1 protein-coding gene is annotated in these 26425 nt (G+C 64.6%); it reads left to right on the plus strand.

Features of this window, described 5'->3' with window-relative positions; genetic code table 11:
- Entirely contained in the window at positions 1-26397 is a 26397-nt protein-coding gene (locus tag DL519_RS00015; RefSeq protein WP_190824586.1) for a hypothetical protein, read from the plus strand.
- The last annotated feature ends 28 nt before the right edge of the window (positions 26398-26425 follow it).

Here is a 26425-nt window from a genome sequence, read left to right on the forward strand (position 1 = left end):
ATGTTTTCGTCGATCATGGTGCCGGAGGAGGTGAGGCGGCTTTTTCAGGTGTTGACGGGTGAGGATATGACGGATGCGGATGAGGGTGGGTTGTTCGCGGTGGCGGATGCGTTGGAGTCGGGTGCGGTAGGGGTGGGGGAGGTAGGGCCGTTTTTGGCGGAATTGGTGGCGAAGGTGCGGACGGAGTTTTCGGGAAAGGCGGCGGACCGGTTCGCGGGGGGTTTGGAGATTTTCGATGGGTTGCTGGCTTCGGGTGAGGGGGCGTTGCGGGAGTTGGCGGTGTTCGTGCGGGATCTGGCGCGGCAGGTGCGGTATTTGAAGTTGGTGACGATTTATGGTTTGGAGTTGTTGTTGTTTGAGATGGCGTGGGCGGTGTATTGGGCGGGGGCGACCGGTGGCGCGTCGATGGCGTGGCTGGCGGCGCGGATGGCGGTGATGCGGTTTTTGTTGTCGCGGTGGTGGGGCCAGTTGTTTATGCGGTTGGCGATGGCGGCGGCCGGTGGTGTGGCGTTCAACGTGGTACCGGATATGCAGGCCCAGTTGCAGATGCTGGGTGAGAAGTCGGCTGAGAAGTGGGACGGGAAGCTCACCGAGCAGGCGGCGGGAATGGGGGCGTTCTCGGCGTTGGTGTCGCTGCCGTTGTCGGCGCTGGGCGGTCTGGTCAGCAACGCGTTGACGAAGGTGCTGGTGAAGGGGCTGGGCGATGAGGTGGACGAGAAGATTCTGGAGGCGGCGGCAAAGAAAGCGGTGGCCGAGCACGCTGAGAAGTATCCGGTGTCGGCGATGGCGAAGTTTGCGGATGTGGTGGGGGAGCATCTGGATGTGTATGCGGGGATGTCGGTGCGGGGTATGTGGGCGGCGCGGTTCGGCAGCGGGATCGGGGAGGCGTTGTCCGAGGGCTTGGGCGAGTTGTTCGGCGAGGTGGGGTATCTGGCGGCCACGGGCCAGGAAGTGACCTGGAACCCGTTCTCGGTGACAGCGGGCCTCTTCGAGTCGGTGTTCAGCGGTGTGGGCAATCTGGCGGGGTTGGCGTTGCGGGGCAAGCTGCACCCGGAAGGCCCGAGCCCGTACCTCGACGACACCAGCCGGCGTGAGGGCACCACCACCGATGGTGGCGGGTTCGACGAGGAGAAGACCCCGCTGCTGGGGATAGGGTCCGGGTCGCAGACAGGGAACACCCCTGGCTCTCCGGGCAAGGACAACACGTTCGATTCCTCCGATTCCTCGGATGCCTCGGATGTGTCTGATGTGGACTCTGTTTTCTCGGTATCGGATACCGGGTCGGTGGATTCGGTTGCGGTGCCGGTGTCCTCTGGTGATGACCTGGTGGTGTCCGGTTCCCCTCCGGTGTCCGCCGTTGTTGTGGGCGGCACGGACGGTAAGAGGGGCGCCGATGACAGTGTGCCGGGCGAGAAGCCGGCTCGTGGTGTTCCGGAGGTGCCCGGTTCCAGGCAGGACCGGCCAGGCGCACCGCTGCCGGCACATTCCGATGGGGTAGTGGGTTTCGGGCAGGATCGGTCGGGGACGCCGCTGCCGGGGTATTCCGATGGGGTGGTGGGTTTCGGGCAGGATCGGTCGGGGACGCCGCTGCCGGGGTATTCCGATGGGGTGGTGGGTTTCGGGCAGGATCGGTCGGGGACGCCGCTGCCGGGGTATTCCGATGGGGTGGTGGGTTTCGGGCAGGATCGGTCGGGGACGCCGCTGCCGGGGTATTCCGATGGGGTGGTGGGTTCCGGGCAGGACCGGTCGGGGACGCCGCCGCCGGCGTATTCCGATGGGGTAGTGGGTTCCGGGCAGGATCGATCGGGGACGCCGCCGCCGGTGTACCGTCCGGTTGACGGTGGCGATCCGGTGCCCGGAGCGCATGGTGTGGATGTGCCCGGGAACCGGCCGCTGGAGGTGTTTACCTCGCAGACCCCGGACTCACCGGCGGTGACCCCACATGCTTCTGGTGTGCCCGCGAATGCCGCGCTACCGGAGGCTGGCAGGTCCGGGTCTGTCGTGGACTCCGACAGTGGTGTGGTGTCTCCGGAGCGTGGGTCCTCGCCGGGTGGCTGGACCGGCCGCGATGCGGATTCCCATGTGGACTCGGTCGCGGCGCATGGGGATTCGCATCGCGTGGATGGGGCTGCGGTGTCGCCGGATTCGGCGACACCGTCGGCGGACGGGTCGCAGGCGGACCCGTATCTGCATCGGGATCCGGTGGCGGCCTTGCCTGTGGGCTTGCCGGTGGACACGGTGCGGGTGCCGGTGCCCGCGAATGTGGTTGCTGGTGGCGGGTTGGCGGAGTTCGTGCGGGGCGGTGTGGCGGATTCCACGGGCGGGCCTGTGCTGCTGGTGTCCCCAGGCAATTCGACTGCGGGTGTGGTGGTATCGCCTGGTCAGGGTTCGGCCCTGGCGCAGGGTATGGGGCGTGATGTTGTCGCGATGACGCCGGGACAGGGCGGGCGCACACCGCAGTGGACGGTATTCGGTACGGATGGATCGGCTAGGCCGCTGGCCGGGTCCACTGCTGCGGTGCCGGCCGGCGGGCACGGGGGCCTGACCGGCCTGGCGGACGCCTCGACTGCTGTTCCGGTTGGTCCGGCAGCGTCGGGAAGAACGCCGGTGGGGCAATGGTCGGGCACGGATCTGCGCGGGGAGATCGATCGGGCGAGGGATGGGCGCCGGTCTGGTGATGACGAGTCGGCGGCGCGGCGGATTGTGCAGGGCACGCATGACATCGCGGGGCTGGCTCGTGGGGATGCTGCCGTGTCGCTGGAGGATGTGGTGGCGCTCGTCGCGGCCAAGCACCACGAACTCGGCGATGATCACCAGGACCAGGTCGTGGAGTTTTCCCAGGCACTGGCCGACAGGCTGGGCACGCGGGGCACCGGACTGGCCATCCACGCCGGAGCCGGGCCGGAGCAGGCTGCCGCGCCGCCAGGGCCAACTGATGTGAATCCAACGACGGGCCGGTCCGACAACCACGATTCCCCGGAGCGGCCTGCGGAGCTGGACGGGATGCGCGAGCAGCTTCGTGATCTGGCGGGGTTGGGGCCTGATGAGAGAGCACCCCGGGAAACCGCCCAGGAAGATCCTGGCCCGGATCGGCAGGATGCCCGTGGAGATGATGTCGGGCTTCCGGAGGCGACGCCGAGGCAGGAACGGGCGTATTCGCCTATGCCGCAGCCAGGTTCCGACCGTCCCTACTCCTCGCCTGAGGAGTTGGTTGCCGACCTGCACCGCGACGCGGCAGATCCGGCCGACTCAGCAAACACTTCGGGACTGTCTTCGCTCGGCCCGGACTTGTTTAACCTGCGCAAACCAGAACCAGCTCCGGACTTCCTCCGCGGGCATGACTACGGGGAGGACTATTCGAATCTGAGTGCCGCGCAGCGCATCGCAGTGCTCGAAAACCTGGACCTCAGGAAGAGCCGCCCGACCTGGGATGCCATGAGGCCGGATGTACTGCACACTGACGTGCCGGTGATGAGCAGGAGCGTCTCCGAGCGCGAGCGGATGGGCTGGGCGCCGGTGGGGATCGACGCGTTATTGCCGGCCCATCTGGAAACGCCGAAGGTGGTGCATTCAGTATGGTTCTTCGGTGCGCCACTGTCGGATGCGTTCCGGCAGAACCTGCAGATCAGTGCAGTGCAGGTCCCCACGTTCTTGTTCGTCAATCTTCCGCGCGTTCGCGTGGAGGAAGCCATTGGTCGGCAGCCCACCGATCCGGCCGATCCGTTGACCGCGGTCTGGGATTTCGTGCGCTGGGCACAGGAAAGCGGCGTAATCCCGGTCAGCTTGGCGGAGGTATCAAACGCCGACACACCGTTCGATCTGGCCGAAGCGACTGCAACCGAAATGCTCAAGCTGGACGGGCCAGGCTGGGCGGCAGCCAGTGACAACGTTCGGATGTCGATCCTCAAGCGCTGGGGCGGGGCGTATCTCGACTCGGACAACCACGTGACCGACGTCGATCGGCTGTTCAGCGCCGTCAACACCCGCAGGGCCTTCGCGGTCAACATGGGAGTGGCGGGCGGAGACCCGAACAACGACGCGTGGGTGATGCCCAAGGGACACCCGGCAGCCGAGCTGTGGATCGCTCTACAGGCGCGGAACTATGACGCGACGCAGGCCGAGCTTTTTCCGGAAGCATTCATTGGCGCGGACTACCGGCAGCCGGGCGGTAACGCGATGCGCAACAGCGTGTTGTTCCGGACCGGGCCAGGGCTGTTCACCGATTTCGTGCAGCTACTCGGGTATCGCGACTGGCACGATCTCCCGCCGATCTCGGGAATCGAGCGGGGTGCCGCCCTCAGCTGGGGGCCCGAGTCCGCGACGCAACCGCAACTGTCTTCGGGAAGACAGGACACCCTGTTCGTGGCGAAGGCGGTCGTGGAAACCCTAGCCCGCGACTTGCTGAGCAACCGCAACGGTGATCTGCACCTGACAGCCGTGCGACGGGTCATCGATGTGCATCCGCAGCGTGATCTGTTGTGGAACGCCGTGGTGTCGTTCATCGCGTCGAGGCCTGACCTCGCCGGTGCGGTGCACTCGGTCACCTTGGAGGCGTTTTACCAGCACGGCGATGTCCGGGTGGAACTACCGGAGACCGCCAGCAAGCTGATTGAGATCGACGACGACCCCTTCGTGCTGCTCGGCGAGGCGGTGTATCCCGCCCACCTCAACGAGCCCGTCGGCGGCGACACCACCACCGGGCCTTCGCCGATTGATACGGCTACGTCCGAAACTCCTCACGTCGCCCCGGAGGAGTCTGCTGACGATGGGCGGTCGGAGACCGTTGGGGACACGCGGCCGGAGTCCACTACGCATGTGTCGGATGATGCGGCGACCGATGACACCGAGAGCGTCTTCGACGAGACGGTGCGGGCAGAGTTGCTGGAGCGGCTTCATCGTTTGAGCGAGGACACGGAGCCGTCTGGGGACCCGATGCCCGTCGCGGAGTCTGCCGTGGACGGTGGTGGTGCTGTTTGGTCGGGCGGCGACGTTGTTTCGCAGCAGGATGTCGCCGCAGGTGTGACGGACGGGCAGCGGGCCGACGGTGACGCCGTCGAGCGGACGGTGCCGTCTCGTACGGCGGATGAGTTTGAGGTTCGGTGGGCTGGTTATTTGGCTCGGGATCGGTTTGATGATCAGGTCGAAGGGCTGGCGGGCGCGGCAGCGGAGCAGAAGATGGGTGAGCGTCCGGAGGGGGTTACGGGGCGGGGCCCGTTGGTTGACGAGCAGGTGCAGTTGTGGAACTCGGTGCAATATGCGGTGAAGCAGGAGATCGCGCGTCGGGTCGACGCTAACGGTGTGGTCACGGCGCTTCGTGACGACTTTCGTGCGTTGCTCGATCCCGGGCTTGATTCCGGCGAAATGGCTGAGCGGATCGATGCCGCGATGGTGACGTGGGCGGAGCGGATCGGTGAGGCCGCGGATCGAGTGGAGCAGTGGGAGGCATCCGCCGGTGCGGCATCGGTAGCGACCGTCCACGAGTTTGCCGAGCCGATGGTGGCTCTGCTGCCGCAGACGAGGCCGGACACCATGCCTGAAGAGGTGCACCAGTTCTTCCACGACGGGCTTCGAACGATGGTGACCGACCTGCTGGCGGGTGGCGGGGAGGCGCGAGAAGTCGCACGCGGCCGGGATCTTGATGGTTTGATCAATGAGCTTCGTGACGACTTTGTCGCGATGCTTGATTTTGACGAAGTAGCTGCGCGGGGCGATGCCGCGTTGGAGCAGTGGGCTGAGCGGATCGGGGCGGCTGCGGATCGAGTGGAGCAGTGGGAGGCGTCTGCTGACCCGGCATCGGTGGCGGCTGTCAACGAGTTGGCGGAGGCGATGGTGGGGCCGTTGCCGCCGGCGATTCCGGGCACGGTGGCTGAAGAGACGCAGGAGTTCTTCCACGACGGCATTCGTGCCATGCTGGCCGATCAGTTGGCGGGTGGCGCGGCACGCCGTGATGCGTGGGAGCAGTTGGCGGAGGTACGTGCACTCGCCGAGCAATTGCGCACTCACACCCGTTACGGGGAGGTGGGGGTGCCGGCTGACGAGGGTTATCTGGTGCCGTGGTCGGTCATGCTGCAGCGGATCGGCGACACCGACGGGATGAACCTCATCCAGAGTTTCCAGCAGGACTGGCACCGTTTCCAGCTGTACGGGCACGCCGCGCTCCCGGACAGGGATTATGCGAAGTTCAACGAGTTGGAGGGCGCGGATCGCCGGGATGACCGGAATTATGTGCGGCAGACGGCTCGTGCGATCTTGGAGAACCTGCCGCTGAGCGAGTTGCTTGACGGCCCCGCGCGCGGTGTTGGGGAATTGGCGCCGGAGGTGGAGGGGCTGTATCGGCGTTTGTCGGTTGCGGTAACGGATCGGCTGATTCATGGGCTTGTGTCCAATGAGGAGATCAACGTAGCTGCCCAGCAAGCTCAGCGTATTGCCGAAGAATTGTTGACCGGCTCAGAGAACATGGCTGGTCTTGCCGACGTGGTGGATCTGCTGCGGCCTCCCCCGTCGTATGTGGATGCGCCGCCGTACACCGAAGGTCCGGCTGGTGGTGGGGAGCGGAGCGATCTTGTCGATCGGCCGTCGTCGGCTGATCAGCCGGTTCGCGGCTATGAGCGTTACGGGAGGCTTGCGGAGTCGGTGGTCGGTGAGTTGCCGACTGTGTCGGACTCCCGTGTCAACGAGTTGTTGCAGACAGTGGGGATCGCTCTTGCCCAGCGGCCGGATTCGGCGGAGTTTTCGGCGGCGGTGGCCGAGGCGTGGGCGGATTACGAGATCGTCGCGTTGGTCGATGCGGGTATGGACCCCGAGGTCGTTGATGGTGTGATTGCGGAGTTCCGGAGCACTGTTGATTCGGCGTGGGATAGCGCGCTTGCGGCTGCGGATGCGATTCGGGATGCCGGTGCGCCTTTGCCGGATGTGCCGTTGCGTGAGACTGCTGATCAGGCGAGTGATGTTGGTCCTGATGGTGCAGGGGACGGGGGCGACCCTGTTGAGCAGCAGTCGCCGCAGGATCTCGTTCGGGACCTTGCTCAGTCCGCAGATCGGCTGGCGGACTTTCCGGACGCGGAGGCGGAGCAGTTGCGGTTGCGGATGTTGCGTTGGGTGCAGCCCCCGCAAGGGGGATGGGCCAAATTCGACCTCGTTCAGGCGTTACCGGTGTATGAGACGGTGCTGAGTGCGTTGGCGTTCCATGCTGCGCAGAAAAATGGCACGTTTGCCGCGCAGCGGTTGGCGGAGTCGCTGGATCTGGGGCTGCTGGCGTCCATTGGGCGGGAGTTGGCGAATCGTCCTCAGACGGAGGATGCAGCGATCCGTTCTCTGCGGGAGCTTTTCCTGAACGCGAAGGCGGACATACCCGATACCGCTGCTGTGACGGACAACACCCCCGATGGTTTCTCGGGTTTCAGGCCGGAATCGGCTTCCGAGGGTTTGACTTCGGTTGAGAATGGTGGTCGGGATGCGGGGACGTTCCGCAACCGGAGTCCGGAGCCTGGGGATGGGGTTGGTTCGGGGCTGGGCGATGGCGATTCTGTCAGTGGTGATGGTGTCGAGTCGTTGGGTGATGATGGTTGGGATGTGGGGACGTTCGGGCGTCGGACTCCGGAGCCTGAGGTTGAGGTTGGTTCGAAGCTGGTCGATGGCGATTCTGTTAGCGGTGATGATGCCCGGTCGTTGGGTGATGGTTGGGATGCGGGGACGTTCGGGCGTCGGAGTCGGGTTGAGTCCGAGGACGGGGTCGACTCGTGGCTGAGCGATAGCGACTCTTTTAGCGGTGATGATGCCCGGTCGTTGGGTGATGGTTGGGATGCGGGGACGTTCGGGCGTCGGAGTCCGGAGCCTGGGGATGGGGTCGACTCGTGGCTGAGCGATAGCGACTCTGTCAGCGGCGATGGAGCCCAGTCGTTGGGTGGCGATGATGGCGAAGTACCGGCTGGTCAGGACGACGGCCCGAGGGCTCCTGGGCGGGATGCCGAGCCGGGCCCTGGCGAGCGCACTGAAAGCTCGGGCCGCACCAGTCGGTCTGAGGAGCGAGTATCGGAGCCCAGTGTGGGCAGTGGGACGAACCCTGATCCGTTGCAGGAGTCCTACAGGGTTGCGGTGAGTGAGTTGGCGGGGGCTGACTCGGACAGGCGGGACGAGGCGTTTGCGCGCGCGGACAGCATTTTGGGCCCGACGCTTCGGGAATACCAGATGGCTCGGGTGCTGATGGCGCATCAGTACCTGACTTCCCCGAATGATCGAATTGCTGCGGTGCGACTGCGTGTAGAACTGCAGCGCCAAATGAGCCGGCTGACGCACATAAGTGCGGGTGCGGGACCGGAGCCGGGTGCGGTTCCGCGACCGGAGGATCAGGCAGCGGGACGATCACGGGAGTCTGCTGCGGGAGCCGAGCTGAGTGCGTTGATCACCAACGCGAACGCTGGGTTGCAGAGGATGCGCGACGAGGAGCGGCCAGTTTACGTAGGCGGGTTGGATGTAGGCGTAGACGGTCTGATCGCTGATATGCGGGCGCGCGAGGAGGGCGTGGGAGCTTTTGGGGGTGATGACGGTCTCCGGGATGTGTTGGCTCATTACATGTTGAGTCATCCAGAAAATTTCCAGGGCACCCTGGAGTTCGAGCAGAAGCTACATGAGTTGACGGCTGCGGTGGGTTGGAATTCGGGCCAGCAGACGACCGGCAGATCTTCTCAGTCGAGTGCTGCGGTGCCGGGCAGCTATGACAGCCCAGCAGACTCACGGCCCCTTGCGATCGACGAGGCGTACAAGAAGGCAAGGAAAGCAGCAGCTTCGAGGAAGCTTCGGACCCGCAAGAAGGCGGCGCGGGAGGAGCGGGTTGCGCAGCTGAATATGTTGCTGGAGGGGGCTGAGGCTCGGCAGGGGGAGTTGGCGGGGTTGAAGGAGCGGGGGGAGTGGGATGCGGCTCGGCAGGGGGAGTGGGAGGCGTTGCCGGGGCGTATCGCGACGGTGCGGGCGGTGTTGGACACGATTGCGAAAGACGTGGCGGATAGGAAGGCAAGGAATGCAGCAGCTTCGAGGAAGCTTCGGACCCGCAAGAAGGGGGAGCAGGAGGAGCGGGTTGCGCAGCTGAATGTGTTGCTGGAGGTGGCTGAGGTTCGGCAGGGGGAGTTGGCGGGGTTGAAGGAGCGGGGGGAGTGGGATGCGGCTCGGCAGGAGGAGTGGGAGGCGTTGCCGGGGCGTATCGCGGCGGTGCGGAAGGAGTTGGACACGATTGCGAAAGACGTGGCGGATAGGAAGGCAAGGAATGCAGCAGCTTCGAAGAGGCTTGCGGACCGTAAGAAGGAGCGGGTTGCGAAGGAGCGGGCTGCGGCGTTGTCTGGTGGGGGTGGGTCTTCGTCTGCTGATGGGTCTGCTGCCGTTGTCGACGCCGTTGATCGTCGGGCTGCTGCGGAGCGGGAACTGCAGGCATTTAGCGATGACGCCAACTCGCAGTTGGCGACGCTGCCTGACTGGCAAGAGACCCTTTTGTTGGAGGACGCGTTTGAAGTGTTGGGTTCGCCTCTTAATTCCTCGCCGCAGTTATTGAGCGTGATGGCCCATCATTTGTTGTCTTCGGATGAGGCTGTGAAGTCTGTTGAAGCGGTGCGGGGAAGGCTGGCCGATATTTGGACAGCGATGATGGCTGTGAGTGCGGGCGCGGGGCCGGAGCCGGGTGGGGACGGGCTGTCGCAGTCCGCTGGCGATGCGGGGTCGGAGACCGTGGAGGCTATGCGGTCGGAGCACACCGAGGATGTGGTGGGTGACACCGAGAGCGGTGGTAATTGGGATGCGGGGACGTTCGGGCACCGGAGTCCGGAGTCCGAGGAAAGGTTCGATTCGTGGCGGGCCGATAGCGACTTCGCTAGTGACGGCGGTGTCGAGTCGTTGGACGGTGGTGGTTGGGATGCGGGGACGTTCGGGCACCGGAGTCCGGAGTCCGAGGACGGGTTCGACTCGTGGCTGTCCGGTATCGCCTTTGTCAGTGGTGACGGTGTCCAGTCGTTGGGTGACGGTGGCGAGGTACCGGCTGGTCAGGTCGGCGGCCCGAGGGCTCCTGCGTGGGACGCTGACTTCGATGAGGCCGAGTTCGAGAAGATGCGGGAAGGGTTGCTGGAGCGGCTTCGTCGTTTGGGCGAAGACGGGGAGCCGTCCGGGGGCACATTGCTTGCTGAGCAGTCTGTTGTGGACGGTGGCGCTGTCTTGGCGGGAGGCGACGTTGCTTCGCAGGATCAGGGTGGTGTGGTTGGTGTGACGGAGGGGTGGGGGGCCGAAGGTGATTCCGTCAAGCAGACCGTATCGGATAGCGATGTTCCCCACGTGGCGGTGCGGTCAAAGCAGGAAGCGTTGCCGGGCGAGGGCACAGTTTCAAGTGAAACTGTGGTCGCCAAAGAAGCGGCCGATGAGGGGGAGGGATCCACATCCACTGGTGAGAATGGTTCGCGTCGTCGTCAGGCTTGGCCTGGTGTGGGGACGGACAGGGATTATTCCGCTGGCGGTGGTGCCCGGGCGATTGGGGGATCGTCTGGTTCGGATGTTGATAGTAGCCGTCTGGTGGATCCAACTGATCGAACCGAACAGAGCGATCGAACCGAGACCAGCCTGACCGAGCAGTCCGATGGAACGGATCGGATCGAACGGCCAAGCGATTCGTCCAACGACAGCGAGCCACTGAACCAGCCGGCGGATTCTCGGGTGCGGGTCGATGGTGTTGATGCCGGCCAGGACAGTTCTCGGTTGCGGGTTCCTGGTTATCTCCGGCGTAGCGATTCGTTGGGTCCGGCGCGGCAGATTGCCCAGACGGTGGGGGCGGATCAGGTGATCGAGGCTGTGAAGGGTTTGGTGCCGGAGGGCACTGATCCGGTCGGTATCGACGAGGTGGAGTATGCCGTGCTCAACGAGATCGGCAGCTTGCTGGGTGGGGGCCTCCAGGAGTACCGCGAGGAGCGCTTCGGCGGTAGGGAGTTTGAGGTCGGTGGTGTGGCGGTGCGGGTGCAGGCCGAGTTCGACTTGAGGGGCAGCGAAGCGGTGGAGGGGAATGCTACCGAGCAGTCGGCGGCCTGGGCAGCGGATCATAAGGCGGGCGCGGCGAGTGGGTCGGGTCATCGGCCGCGCTTCCGGCAGTTGTTCTTTGTGCCTGCTGTGCCGGGTCTTTTCGCTTTGGGTGCTGTTGATGTGCCGACTGGTTTGGCCTCTCATCGTTCTACGAGCCGCACCGATACGCATAGTCGGTCGATGCGTATCGGGTTGCCGGAGCGTGCGACGCCGGGTGGTGACAGTGAATATGCGGGTGCGCGGTCGGTGTTCGTGCCGGTGACGTTCCGGGTTTCCCGGGTTGATGAGGATGGGCACAGCATTGGTCCTGTCACGGTCGTCGGTGGGCGTGATCGTCCTGACACCGACCCGGTGGGCACCACGTTGAGTGTGCCCACGGGTTTGCGGCCGACTACGCGTGAACGTGTTGTGCCGATGCCGCGGGAGTTGCCTGCTTCGGTGCTGGAGGGTGCTACGTTCCGGGGGTCGACGCGTGGTCGGTATCGGGGCAAACCGTTGCGGGCGAAGACGAAGTCCGGGCAGCCGCCGCGTATTTATGATCAGGTGGCGGCGCAGTTTGGGTCGCTGGACAAGGACTCGCGGAAAGCTCTGCGGAAGTTTCTGGGCCAGGGCAATGTCGAGCGGATGTTGCCGGATATGCGGGTGAGTGAGCAAGCAGCAGCCACCGATCGGGGCTGGGTTACGTTGGAGACGGCGCTGCGCTCGGGTAACCCGTTCAAGCGTTTGTTCTCAAGCCGTACTCAGGGTGTGCGGATGCGGGCGGTCTCCAGGCGGGTCGCTTATCTGGAGACGATCGATGACGCGCCGTGGGAGTCGGCTTTCGAGGGCGGCGCTGAAACGGTGAACGTTCACGGTTCGGGGCGTGCGGGTGAGGGTTCGGGGGCGGCGGGGCCTGGTGTGGATGTCGGGGTGGTCACCGCGGCGGCAGGGCCTTTTGTCGCGGCCGGTGCCGGTCGCAGCCATGACAAGGAGTTCGCGGCCTCGGGGAAGGCCGGCGACACCGTTGCCCGCAAGGTCCAGATCGTTCGTTATCGCACTGTTGACGACCTGCAGGTCAGCTTGCCGGGTCGGTCCCCGATCACGTTCCATGACGCCATTGATGGTGTGCACTGGACGCCGTCGGAGTCCGCGCGGGAGGCGGGTCTGCTGGGTGAGGATGGCCGGCCGCTCCCGGATCGTGTGGCCGGCATCACGAGTGCGGCGTTGGAGTCCAGTGGTGCGGGGGCGAAGCTGGCCAGGATCCTTCGGGACTCGGCGCATAAGATTCCGGGGCATCACCGGTGGTCTTGGCGGGATACCGATCTCGTGGCCGATTTTGATGACCCGAAGCTGGGCAAGGGAATCTCGGGCAAGGCTGGGGAGCAGCTGGCGCGGGGTCATGAGATCGATGGTTCGCTGGCGGGTAGCCATTTGTCGTCACCGCGGGTGGTCGAGGACATGCTCACCGATCAGGCCGCGTCGGTCGAGATGGTCGAGCATGGTCGGGGACACGACTATCACGTGTCGTTGAAGGTGGCGGCGGAGGTGGTGGGCGAGGTCCGGGATTTGGGTGCGGTCGACGAGGCCGATGCTGGGGTGACGATGTCGGAATCGGAGTCGGCCAAGCAGAGCAGGGGCGTTTCGTGGAGGGCCGGGGGCGGTTTCGTGGGCCGTGTCTACTCGGCGGTGGCCGGTAATTTCTCTCTTGTCACCAGTTATCACAAGTTCGGTTTCGACCGGAGCAAGTCCTCGGAGGTGGGGGAGTACACCTCGTTGTCCTTCGGCGGGGATCGGGGCAAGGAGCCGGCCACGGGTGGTGTGGGCACGCAGCCGCGTAAGCGGCTGGCTTTCCGGGTGCGGTACACGGCGTCGGGGACGCATTGGCAGGAATGGAACCAGCTGGTCAAGGGTGTGACGATCGGCAGGCCGGGGATGCACACGCCGGCGGTTGACCCGTTGCCGATGGTGGATGCGTCGGCCCAGGCGGAGGGCCGGGATCCGGGTGTGGTGGAGACCGACATCGTTGTGGAGCTGCCTGCGTGGCAGGCCGATCAGCTCAAGGCCGAGTTGGAGGAGTTGCGTGCCGCTGCCGTGGAACCCGTTGAGCGGACTGTGGTGTCTTATGATGATGAGACGATGCGGCAGGGTCTGTCCCGGGTTTTCGATGGTATGCCGGTGGTGTCGCTGCATGGTCTGAAGCATCTTCGGGAATCGGCGTATCGGCAGTTGCGGGAACTTTCCGGGCATTCGGTGTGGGAACTGGGCGGTAATGCGAACCTGATCGATCGCGGGATTTCGCTACATGAGGTGCGGGCGACTGCGCGTGCTTTCAGTAAGAAGTTCCGGGTGGACGGTCTGTCGGTGGAGAAGCGCCGCCGGGATCAGCATGGTGTGGTCGAGTATTCGTTCATGATGCGCAATCCCGAGCCGGTGCTGGATGGTGATGGTAATCCGGTCAAGGTCTGGGAGCAGCCGACGCGGTCGGTGACTGGTGGGCGCGCCACGGGCAGCAGCAAGGCCGGGACTTTCTTCTGGTCGAATTCCATCGAGCCCGCGATGGTGCCGGTGGATGAACACACTGGCGTCATATCGAGTTTGGCGATCCAGGAGTGGGTCCCGGGGGCGGGTAGCTACCGGCGGGAACGGGGACATGCGAGTGACAGCGCCCTCACCCGGTCGGAGATGGGTACACCGCGGGAACTTCACCTGGTCACGGTGGACCTCGAGGCTACCGTCGGCGCCGAGGTGAAGACCGTGGGCAAGATCGACAAAATCGGGTTGTTCAAGGGCAAGCCGCTCGCCCGTTCCGCCGAGCGGTTCACGCTGCCTGCGTCGACGACGGTGTGGGTGGACGACCGGCAACTGCAGGAGATCAAGACCAGGCAGGCCGAGTTCGAGGCGCAGCGAGCACGCGAAGCCGGCAAGGAACCGGTGGTGATTTCCACCGAAGCGGTGGACTCGCCTGCGGACGTGGCGAAGGTTCCCGCCGGGCACACGCTGGCCAGCCCGTCCTGGAGTCGGGGGGTTACCGAGCCGGTGGATTTGAGTGACCGGATTCCGGTGCTGCGCAAGCAGATTTCCGAGCGACCGGAACTCGGTCCTGACGCGGCTGATTGGTTGCTGCCGGTTTCCGCGCAGGGCACGCCTTTGGGTAATGATCGTACGGCTGAGCAGTTTTTGTCCAATGTGCAGGCCAAGCTCGGTGATCTCGCGAATGGGGGGGCCAGCACACAGCTGCGGTGGGAAGGCCGCTGGAAGGGGCACACTTACGAGCTTCATGTGGGGGCTGAGCTTTTGGGTGAGCCGGAGGTGGAAGGGGTCAAGCATGGTGGGCTTGCGGCGGCCAGTGTGGCGTCTATCGCCGTAAACAAGATCCGTAGCCTTACCACGGTTTTCCTTGAGGTGATGTCGGGTGCGGTCCCGGGTGTGGTGATGCACGGGTCCGATTCCCCGGGTGGAGTCGGGTCGGCGGGTGGCGAGTCGATTCCGCAGCACGGGCCGCCCTACGGCAGGTTGGGCTTGGGGTTCATCCACGTCGCCGAGTGGCTGAAGCAGGTCCGTAGTCGTACGCAGACTGCGACCGCGAGTTATTCGAGTTCGGAGACGGTTTCGGGTGCGTTGGCTTCGCATCGTGCGGAGGTGCTTTTCGATGTGCGTATCGAGCGTCAGGGGGAGCGGATCGCCGCGGGCCCGGACGTTCGCATGGTCGGGGTGAGTACGGCGGTGGAGGACACTCTGCCTGAGGATTTGGCTCAGCGGTCTGGTGTGGCTGAGATTACTGGTCTGACGGTGTCGCAGGTGACGGACGAGGCCATCCAGGGCTGGAAGTCTGATCAGGACGCTGAGGTTTTGCCCAGTGCCGAGGAGTTCCGGGCGGTGGAGTTCCGGGGGCGTGCCGGGGATCTGGTCGCCGCGGCGGAGGAAGCGATCACTTCGGCGGGGGGTTCGGTGACGGCGGAGGCGCGGCGGAGTTTGCGGGGGTGGTTCACCCCGCATCGTTTGGAGGCGCTGCTGGGCCCGTTGACGGATCCGAAACCCAAGACTGTGCCGGTGGAGTTGCCGCCTGAGCTGGGTGTGAACCTTGATCTGGATGTGAAGATTCCGGATCGGGGTGCGCTTTCCTCGACGAGTGGGCGAATCAAGCTGGATGGTTCGTCGAGTGATCGTTCAGCGGAGGAGAAGGAGACCGGTTCGGGCAGCGGGCATGCCGTTCTCGCCACACCGTTTTTCGCTGGGGGTGTGTCGCATCCTGAGGGTGCGAAGACTTACGAGGAGGGCCGTCACGAGTTCGGTCAGGGTGGTGACTGGAACATTCCGCTCATCTCCCGTGGCGGGCATGAGTCCGAAACCGAACACCAGGCGGGATCGGAGTCGGAGCGTGAATCGATTCCCAGCGAGGGTGCGGGTTCGTCGTTGAAGGACATCACCAGTACCTGGCTGCACGGCGCGGAGTTCCGCATGCTGGCTACTCCGGCTGAGCACAGCATCGGTAAGCGGCGGGCCGGTGTCAGTGCCAAGTTCGGGGCGGGTTATGTGATCCGCCGTAGCGATCGTGGTGGGGAGTTGCCGGCGGGGTTGGTGGCCGCGACGAGGGAGTTCGCTGAGCGGGACCGGGAATGGGCTTCCGCGAGTGACCGGCAACGCGCCGCGGGTTTCGAGTTGTCGCAGGCCACGCAGGCTGAAGCGCGGGCTGATGGTGGGGAGCGGCTGGCTGCGGCGGATCGTAGGGAGAGGGCGCAGCAGGTTTGGGACGAGGCGGATACGCGTGCACGGGACGCGGAAGAGAAGTGGTGGCAGGCCAAGCGGCATTACGAGACGCAACTTGCCCATGCCCGTACCGATCCCGCGCTGGCGGGTGCTCCCAGTGATGCGAGCCTGACCATCCGGGAGGATGCCCGGGTGCGGCCAGATAACCGTCTGGGCTTGTATCGGGTGGCGCAGAAGGCCGTCGCTGCGGTGCGGGAGGGACGCCGGCCCCGTGTCCGTTACGTTGTGCGGGGCGATCTTGATGGTAAGGCCGGTGGCGTGCCGCGGGCCGTGCATGATTTCTCTTTGGTCGCGCACGATCTGCGTCGCATGCTTGACCTTGCGCAGAGTGACCTGCCCCGCGATGCCCGTTTCAGGCCCGGTGATGTCGGGCTGGTGGCGGCGCCGCAGTTCCTGCACGCCGGGGGACCGACGCGGGTGGAGGTCTGGGTGGAGCCGGGCCCGGTCGTGCGTGATCCCGCGGTATCCGGGGTGAGTCCGGACGGTCTTGGGTGGACGCGTGAGGACTTGCGGGGTGAGGCGGAACGGTCGAGGCCGGTGTTCAGCAAGCTCGGTGCGCTGGAGCAGGAGTGGTTGCGGTGGCGGGCGGAGATGGTCCTGGCCAGGGACCATGATTTCCGTGCTCTGGACGGCCGGACGGCGGATGAGCTTCTGGCGTTGCGCAACGATATGGCGGCAGTGTTGGCGCGTCCGTTGTCACAGGACGACCAGCGGCTGGCTGACGAGTTGTCGCGGAACTTGGCACACGAGTTCCAGACCGCTCGGAGCGCATCGGTGCGCCCGGGTGTGAAACCGGATACGGCCAGGACGGTTCGGACGCCGGACAACGGTCCCGGAAAATCTGCCCGGCCGGGGTCGTCACACGCGACGGCCAAACCGGAGCTGGAACCGATCCAGGAAGAACAACCGAACCCGGACAGTGTGTCCCCTACCGACGGTGTGTCCCCTACCGACGGTGTGTCCCCTACGAACGGCGATCCAGTACGCAACGCGTCAACTTCGGACAACGCACAAACGCTCAAAGACCCGGAGACGGAACCGGAGGCGCCAGTGGCGTTACCAGCAGACGGTCCCGAGCTGCGGCGCCAGGGCTGGGGGGCTGGGCTGCCCACAGAGGTAACAGGTCCGAAGCGGCAGTCTGTGAAGAGGAGGCGGGAGGAGACAGGTGAAAGTTCTGGGGCGTCCAAGCGGCACAAGGGGAAAGTAACCGCTGCTGAGAAAAAGAAAGAAAACGCGGAGTATTATCAGAATAACAAGGACAAGTTTAAGGGCAAAAACGCGGACTACGTCCGAAAAAATCCGGACAAGGTTAAGCAGCTCGTCGCGGATTATTATCAGAATAATAAGGATGAGATTAACAGAAACCACGCGGACCGCCGTCGGCGGCCCGCGAAGATGATTGCGAAGTTGTCGGCATTGTCCGAGCGAAATTCGGATCAGCAGGCCGAGCTCGATTTGTGGCAGGAAGTAGAGGCCGACCGAAAGAAGGTCCATTCGCTGAGGCAGCGGGTATATGGTACGAAAAAACGGGCTGACGAGTGGGCTGCGGATATCCAGGCGTTGGAGAAGTCGCCGCGGCCGACCCGGGCTGAGCAACGCAGGCTGCGTACGTTGCGCGACCAGGTGAATAAGTTGGCTGATCTTAAGGAGCAGCTGGCGGACACGAACAAAAGGCTGAGCGAAAACAGGACGAAGCTGAAGTCGATGCAGGCCCCGGGGGAGGCTGGGTCGGGGCGGATTGCGGGCTTGGAGGCAAGTGGGCAGCAGGATGCGATGGTGCGGGGTGAGGTGGGGGAGTTTGGGGACGGTGAGATCGCGGAGTGGAATGGGGCTGGGCAGGGTGATCAGAACGCGGAGTTGGCTGACGCCGATGCCGATGCGTGGCGTGATGAGGCGTTGACGGGTGAGCAGGATGCGGTGGAAGGTGTGGCGGATGCTGGGGTAGTAGCCGGGGACAGGGGGGATGATTCCGGGAATCCGGGTGACGGCGAGAGTGGGGTGCTCACGTCGACGGATCAGGCAGCACAGCAGGACGAGCCGGCGGCGGAGCGGAAACGGAGAAGGAAGGAAAGGGAGGCGGAGCGGAAGGGGGAAAGGAAGGAAGAGGCTGCCCGGGTTGCGGAGTTGGAGGAGTTGAAGACGCAGAGGTCGCTGACGTCGGCGGAGGCGGACGAGCTGGGGGAGCTCCAGCAGAAAGTGGCGGAGCGGAAGCAGGAAGGGGAGGTGATGGAGACCGGGGTGAGTGGGGTCTCGGTGGTAGGGCGGGATGAGCGGGTTGCGGGGCCGGACGGGGTATCGGAGTGGACTGGGGCTCAGCAGGACGACCGTGGCCCGGGGTTGGCTGACTTCGATCTCGGTGCGCGGCTTGATCAGACGGTGGCTGATTCAGATGTGTCGCGGGAAGCGGGTGCGGCGGCGGAAGCGGTGTTGGGGGCGGCTGTTTATGCGGATTTTGTCGCGACCGAGCTGCCCGCGTTCAAGGAGGCCGGGGAGGGCGTGGGTGATGTAGGGGCGAGGGTTAGGGAGGGGGGCAATGATTTCGCTGCGTTCCTCCGTGACTATAACGACGGCGGGTTGTTTGCCGGCGAATGGGATGGGCTGCTTACTGGCGAGGCGGTTGTGGATAAGGGGTTGCCGGGGCGTGTGAAGCCCGCGGGGCTGGTGGCGGGTGAGTTGGGGGCTGGGTATCGGTTCCTGAAGGGGGCGAACCGGGCCAATTATCTCTCTGGTGATATGCGTTTTCGGGTGAATTGCCAGGAAGCGTTTGTGGCGTTTCATAATTCTCTGAAGTTCAACCAGCAGTTTGTGGCGGGGCCGGCTGGTGATGATCGGGATCCGGCTCGGTTGGTGGTGGCGTTCGGTCGGGAGGCCCGGCGGGTGGATGGTGTGGCTGGGCTTGAGTGGTATTTGGGGAGCGGGCCGGTGGGTGTTGCTGCGCCGGTGATTTACCAGCGAGCGGATCGTACTGCGCATGTGATCGCCGCGGTGCATGAACGAGACCGCGATGGGAAAGAGGTGGTCCTTCTGCTGGATCCGCAGAAGGGGGAGGTCGCTGAGAGGGATGATGTCCTGGCTGCGACCCGGATGTGGGTGATTCCGATGGCGGAGGTGGAACCGGATCCGGATCCGCCGGTGGTGTTGCCGGCAGGTGGTTCCAAGCTGCGGCGCGCGGGTTGGGGGGCTGGGCTGCCCACCGATGTGGCGGGTCCGAACAGTCAGCCTGGTGTGTCTGGGCCGGTGGCGGGCGAAGCCGGCACGAAGAGGACGCGGGAAGAGGCTGGCGAGAGTTCCGGGGGGGCCAAGCGGCGGAAGGTGGGATCAACCGCTGCTGGGGTCGATTCCGGGAGTCAAGGCGGCGGGGAGCCGACGCCGCAGGAACAGACGAACAAGGATAAGAAAAAGAAAATATCCGCCGCATATTACAAGAAGAACAAGGAGAGAATCAATAGAAATACCACGAAATATTACCAGGACAATAAGGATGATATAGCAGATTATAATGCAGGGTATTACCGGAATAATAAAGGCAGGATTAACAGAGGGAGGCAGGATCGCGTCCGGGCGGGAAAGGTCGCCGCCGCCGACGCGATTGCGGGGTTGGAGGGGTTGGAGGAGCAGGGGCTGCTGACTTCGGAGGGGCGGGCCGAGCTCGATTTGCGGCGGGAAATAGCAACGGACGAAACGAAAGAAAATAGCCTGAAATTCCGAGTGCAGAGAGAGAAAAAATCGACTGCGGAAATCGAGGCGTTGGAGGCGTCGCGGCAGCCGACCGAGGCTGATCAGGGCAGGTTGCGTGCGTTGCGGGACAAGGTGGCTAGCTTGGCTGGTTCTACGGAGCAGTTGAAGGAGACGCGGGAAAGGCTGAAGAAAAATAAGGCGGCGCTGAAGTCAATGCAGGCGCGGGCGGCGGCTGGGTCGGGGCTGAATGCGGGCGTGGGGGCAAGTGGGCAGCAGGACGAGCAGGATGCAATGGTGCCGAGTGGGGGTTCGGAGTCGGCTGGGGCTGATCGGGGCGAACACGATGATTGGGACGCGTGGTCGGATGGGGGCGTTGATCTTGGTGCGTCGTTTGATGAGGTGATGGGGGATTCGGGTGGGGAGGGGCGGGCTGCGGCATCGTCGTCCGATGAGGCGGGGCGTTCGGGGGAGTCCGCGGCGGGGTTGGGAACGGGTCGGCACACCAGCGATGGGCCTTCGCAGTCGGGTGCTGCGGGGAATCAAGGTGGCGAGGGCGATGGGTCCACGCTGACGGATCAGACAGCACAGCAGGACCCGCGGGCGGCGGAGCGGGAACGGAACGCGGAGCGGTACCGGGCGAGCAAGGCGGTCATCGACCGGGTTGCGGATTTGAAGGGGCGGGAGCAGCTGACTGAGGCGGAGGCGAAGGAGTTGGAGACGCTTGAGCCGAAGGTGGCGAAGTGGGAGCAGAAGCAGAGGAAAGGTCACGCGAGGGAGTACCAGGCGAGAAAGGACGGCGCCGCCCGGGTTGCGGATTTGAAGGGGCGGGAGCAGCTGACTGAGGCGGAGGCGAAGGAGCTGGAGACGCTTGAGCCGCAGGTGGCGAAGCGGAAGCAGATACAGAGAAAAGCTAACGCGAAGTATAAGCGGGCGAGAAAGGACGCCGCCGCCGACCGGGTTGCGGAGTTGAAGGAGTTGGAAGAGCAGGGGCAGCTGAATTCAGAGCAGCAGGCCGAGCTCGATTTGCGCCGGGAAATAGAAAAGGACGTAAAGGAGGAAAATCGGCTGAAGTTCCGAGTGTCGAAACTGAAAAATGAGGTTGCGAAAATCGAGGCGTTGAAGGCGTCGCCGCAGACTACCTGGATTGAGGCCAACCTGCGTACGTTGCCGGACAAGGTGGCTAGCTTGGCTGGCTATGCGGAGCAGTTGAAGGAGACGCGGGAAAGGCTGAAGAAAAATAGGGCGGTGCTGAAGTCGATGGAGGCCCGGGGGGAGGCTGGGTCGGGGCGGATTGCGGGCGTGGAGGCGTTGCGGGAGTCGTTGGAGGAGGCTGAGTCTGATCTGGCTTCGTTTGAGGTGTTGCCGGGTTGGGATGGGATTGTGGGGGCGGATTTGGCGGCGTTGCCGATGGTCGATCAGGGTTTGCGGGAGGGCTGGGAGGAGGCGCGGGGGCGTGTCGAGGCGTTGCGGGCGGAGTTGGCCGGGATGGTGGATGACGAGGGCGAACCGGCCGGGGAACACGTGGGTGAGTCTGGGGAGGGGTCGGGCGAGGCTGTGCAGGAGCAGGAGCAGGAGCAGGAGCAGGAGCAGGAGCAGGAGCAGGAGCAGGGGGTGGCTGGTGATGTGGGGCCGGATTTGCGGGTTGCGCAGTTGCGGGAGTCGTTGGAGGAGGCTGAGTCTCATCTGGCTTCGTTTGAGGAGGTGCCGGGTTGGGATGAGATTGTGGGGGCGGATTTGGCGGCGTTGCCGATGGTTGATCAGTGGGTGCGGTTGGATTGGGAGGCGACGCGGGGGCGTGTCGAGGGGTTGCGGGCGGAGTTGGCGGGGATGGTGGGTGACGAGGGTGAACCGGCCGGGGAACACGTGGGTGAGTTGGGGGAGCACGTGGGTGAGTTGGGGGAGGGGCGGGCTGCGGGATTCGTGCCGGCTGTGATTGTGACGTTGGCTGAGGTGACGGGTCGGATGGAGCGGCATTTGCGGGCGATGCCGCCGGAATTCAATCCGAATCGTGTGCGTGCGAATGTCGAGACCGCGAAGCAGTGGGTGCGGCAGGGGCAGTGGACTCCGGCGCAGTTGCAGACGGTTGAGTCGAGGTTGGGGGCGATGCAGGCGGCGGAGATGAAGTTGCGCAATGCTCGCCGGGCGAAGGTGAGTGAGGTGTATGTGCGGGCGAAGCACGCGATTGCGCAGGGGCGTGTTCCGGTCACGTATTTCGGGGATGGTGTGCCGGGTGGGGTGAGTTCCCGGCCGGATGTGCGTCTGGGGGTCGAGGTCGAGTTCAAGCTCCCGGGCGATAATTTCGGTGCGCGGGTCGACAGTCTGGGGGCGGAGCTCGAACGAGAGGGGCTGGTGGATTGGCGGACGGCCCATGGTTCGAAGCTGGTTTTCAAGAAGGACGCCGCGGCGATCGCGGCCGGCGGTAAGTGGGTGTTGCTCAAGGAGTCGAAGCCTTTCGAGGTGGAGGCGACATCGCCGGTCCTGCGTAATGACCGTGGTGACGGTGTGTGGCCCAGCATGGAGAAGTTGCTGAGCGCGGCACGGCGGCAGGGTGGTTATGGTTCGGAGTCAGGGGGGCATATCAATGTCAGTTTCGACTGGCCGTTGACCCCCCGGCAGCACGTGCGTGTGGCGCAGGTCGCGAAGGTCTTCGAGGCGTTGCTTTTCCGGTTGGGCAACGTTGCGGGCGGCGATGGGTCGAAGCAGCGTGAGGGCGGGTATGCGGGGCCGATTCCGCTCCCGTCGGATCCGTACACAGTGGACGAAGATGGTGGGAATGCCGACTCGTACTATCCCGTTCACGACCCGGACGACAAGTATCGTGCGGTGCGTGTTGAGGCTTTTGGGGCCGAGGGCGATCGGTTGGAGTTCCGGCTTTGGGCTGGGGACGCGGGTGAGCTGACCAGGAATCCCGGGTTGTGGCAGGTGCGTGCCGAGTTGAGCGCGGCGATCATGCTGGCCGGTACCGATCCGGCGATCTACCGGGAGCTGGATCGGTTGATGGGTGATCCGGATCTGCTGGGTTATGACGACCAGTCCAGGAATGAGGGGGCCTGGCTGGAGAAGCTGGCGGAGTTCCTGGAGTTGTTGCCGTTGAGCGAGTCCGCGCAGGCGCAGGTGGTGCAGCTTTTCGCCTGGACACGGCCGTGGAAGTTGACTGGTGACGATGCCGGTCATTCGGCGCTGGTCGTGGGCCTGCCCGAACAGTCGGTGTTGTTCCCGGGCCCGGATGTTTCGAAGGCGCAGGTCGTCGCCGAGGCGTACTCGTACCAGTTGTACAAGTACGCGAGTCTCGTCGTGGCCCGGTTGGCGCCGGACGGTAACGGGATTCTCCTCCGGAATGGCGTTATCGATTTCGAAAGTTTCGCCGGGTTGCTCGAAAAGCGCATGGTCGGGCGGGGGAACGATCTGTGGACGTTGCTGGCGATTCCCGGTGCTCCCGCTGCGTTGCTGGCGGAGGTGCTCGCGGTCGTTGAAGGACCGGTGTTGGCGACGGTGCAGGAGGTGTACAAGACCCCGGACGGTCGTCTGCTCGCCGGTGTTTACGAGACGGATCAAACCGGTCGTGTTCACTTCCGTCCCAGCAACGGTGGGTGGATGGAACTCACCGACGAGAACCCGTTCGGTGAGTTTACTGGTAAGGCTGATCTGGGCGAGGCGTTGACGGACTCCAGGACCAGACTGTATGGCGAACCCGCGGAGGCGTATCGGTACTGGCCCGCACGCGGAACGGAGAACCCGCATGTGCCGGAGGGTGCCGCGACGTCGGGAACAGCGCCGGTGGGAACAGCGCCGGCGGAGGGGTTTGCTGGTGGGGGCCTGGCCGGTCTGGCGGAGGCCTCGGCTGGTGTTCCGGCTGGTGCGGCGGCGTCGGGAACAGCGCCGGTGCGGCCGTGGTCGAGCTTGGGTGCGGTGCCGGCGGAGGAGAGGGCGTTGCACGACGCCGGCCTGCCGCAGGATGCGCAGGCGATCGGCGGGAGTGAGTTGGGGGCTGGGTATCGGTTCCTGAAGGGGGCGAACCAGGCCAATTACCTCTCTGGTGATGTGCGTTTCCAGGTGAATTGCCAGGAGGCGTTTGTGGCGTTCCATAATTCTTTGAAGTTCAACCGGCAGTTTGTGGCGGGGCCGGCTGGTGCTGATCGGGATCCGGCTCGGTTGGTGGTGGCGTTGGGTCGGGAGCCCCGGCGGGTGGATGGTGTGGCTGAGCTTGAGCGGTATGTGGGGAGCGGGCCGGTGGGTGTGGCTGTGCCGGTGATTTACCAGCGAGCGGACGGTAGTGCGCATGTGATCGCTGCGGTGCATGCAGGCGACCGCGATCGGCAAGGGCGGGTGGATCTGCTGGATCCGCAGACGGGGGAGCCCGTTGCGAAAGCTGATGTTTCCGCGGTGGCCGGGATGTGGGTGATTCCGGTGTCGGGGGTGGGACCGGATCGGGAGGTGGTGCTGCCGCCCAGTGGTTCCGGACTGCGGCACCTGGGCTGGGGCGCCGGGCTACCCACCGAAGTGGCAGGTCCCAAACGCGGGGGCGGTGTGTCTGGGCCGGTGGCGGGCGAAGCCGGCACGAAGGGCACGAAGGGCACGAAGAGGACCCGGGAGGCCGGCGAGAGTTCTTCCAGGGCGTCCAAGCGGCGGACGGTGGCAGGACCCGCTGGGGTTGCTTCCGGGAATCAAGGCGGCGAGGGCGATGGAACCGCGCCGACGGATCAAGCAGCACAACAGGACCCGCGGGCGGCAACGCAGACACGGAGACAGAAGCAAAAGGGCGTGGAGCAGTACCAGGCGCGGAAGGCCGAAGCCGACCGGGTTGCGGAGTTGCAGAGGCTGAGGCAGTTGGCTCTGAAGGAGGGGAGGGAGCTGACTGAGGCGGAGGCGAAGGAGCTGGCGCAGCTCGAGCCGAAGGTGGAGAAGCGGAAGCAGAACAAGAAGGAAGAGAACACGAGGGAGTACCAGGCGAGGAAGGCCGAAGCCGACCGGGTTGCGGAGTTGCAGAGGCAGAGGCAGTTGGCTCTGGAGGAGGGGAGAGAGCTGGCTTCGGAGGAGGCCGAGGAGCTGGCGCAGCTCGAGCCGAAGGTGGAGCAGCAGAAGCAGAACAAGAAGGAAAAGAACGCGAGGCAGTACCAGGTGAGGAAGGACACCACCGCCCGGGTTGCGGAGTTGCAGAGGCTGAGGCAGTTGGCTCTGGAGGAGGGGAAGGAGCTGACTGAGGCGGAGGCGAAGGAGCTGGAGCAGCTCGAGCCGGGGGTGGAGAAGCGGAGGCAGAAAGATAGGGAACGGAAGGCGACGAATTACTGGGCAGGAAAGGCCGAAGCCGACCGGGTTGCGGAGTTGCAGAGGCAGAGGCAGTTGGCTCTGGAGGAGGGGAGGGAGCTGACTGAGGCGGAGGCGAATGAGCTGGCGCAGCTCGAGTCGAGGGTGGAGCCGCGGAAGCAGAAGCACAGGAACGCTGTCAGCAATTCTAGAAAGGCGAAAAAGGACGCCGCCGCCGACGCATTTGCGGAGTTGGCGGAGTTGGAGGAGCAGGGGAAGCTGAATTCAGAGCAGCAGACCGAGCTCAATTTGCGGCGGGACATAGAAAAGGACGAAAAGGAGGCAAAACGGCTGGCGAATCGAGTAGCGAAACTGAAAGAAGAGGATGCGGAGATCGAGGCGTTGGAGGCGTTGCCGCCGAGCGCCGAGGTCGAGGACCAGCTGCGTGCGTTGCGGGACAAGGTGGCTGAGTCGGCTGGCTCTGCGGAGCAGTTGAAGGAGACGAGGGAAAGGCTGAAGGAAAATAGGGCGAAGCTGAAGTCGATGCAGGGGGCTGGGTCCGCGCCGGCGGATCAGGCAGCAGAGGACGCGCAGGCGGCGGGGCCGAAACGAGGGCAGAAGGAAAGGGACGCGGAGCGGTACCGGGAGAGGAAGGCCGCCATCGACCGGGTTGCGGAGTTGAAGGGGTGGGGGCCGCTGACTAAGGAGGATGCGGATGAGCTGGCGAAGCTCGAGCCGCAGGTGGCGGAGTGGAATCGGAAAAAGGCGGAAATTTCCGCGAACTATCGCAAGACGAGAAAGGCCGAAGCCGACCGGGTTGCGGAGTTGAAGGGGCGGAAGGAGCTGACTGCGGAGGAGGCGGAGGAACTGGAGAAGCTCCAGCCGAAGGTGCAGAAGCAGAAGCAGCAAGACCAGAAAAATAATCAGATTTATCGCGAGAAGATAAACGCCGAAGCCGACCAGGTTGCGGAGTTGAAGTTGAAGGGGCGGGAGGAGCTGACTGAGGCGGAGGTGGAGGCCCTGGCGAAGTTCCAGCGGAGGGTGGCGAAGCAGAAGGAGCAAAACCAGAAAGGTAAAGACCGCGAGGCGAGGAAGGGCGCCGCCGACCTTGTCGCGGAGTTGAAGGGGCGGGGGCAGCTGGCTGAGGAGGAGAAGAAGGCCCTGGCGACGCTCGAGTCGAAGGTGGCGAAGCATGAGGAGCAACGGAAGAAAGCTAACGCGAACAGGCGGGTGGGAAAGGACGCCGCCGCCGACGCGATTGCGGGGTTGGAGGGGTTGTTGGAGGAGCAGGGGCAGCTGACTTTGGAGCAGCAGGCCGAGCTCGATTTGCGGCGGGAAATAGTAACGGAGGGAAAGGAAGAAAATAGGCTGAATGCCCGAGCGTCGAGAGGGAGAAAATGGTCTGCGGAAATCGAGGCGTTGAAGGCATTGCCGCAGAGTGCCGCCATTGAGACCAAGCTGAGGGCGTTGCGGGACAGGGTGGCTAGGTTGGCTGGTTCTGCGGAGGAGTTGGCGGAGACGAGGCGAAGGCTGGCGGAAAAGAAGGAGAAGCTGAAGTCGATGCAGGCCCGGGGGAGGCTGGGTCGGGGCGGATTGCGGAGGCAAGTGGGCGGCAGGACGAGCAGGATGCAATGGTGCCGAGCGGGGTATCGGAGCAGGGTGGGGCTGATCGGGATGAACTGAATGAACGGGATGCGCGATCGGATGGGAC

Origin of the sequence: Saccharopolyspora pogona (assembly GCF_014697215.1) — a bacterium.
Classification (GTDB): domain Bacteria; phylum Actinomycetota; class Actinomycetes; order Mycobacteriales; family Pseudonocardiaceae; genus Saccharopolyspora; species Saccharopolyspora hattusasensis.

Excerpts from the sequence above, each read along its gene's own strand:
- DL519_RS00015 (WP_190824586.1), top strand. The coding sequence starts at position 1 with ATGTTTTCGTCGATCATGGTGCCGGAGGAGGTGAGGCGGCTTTTTCAG.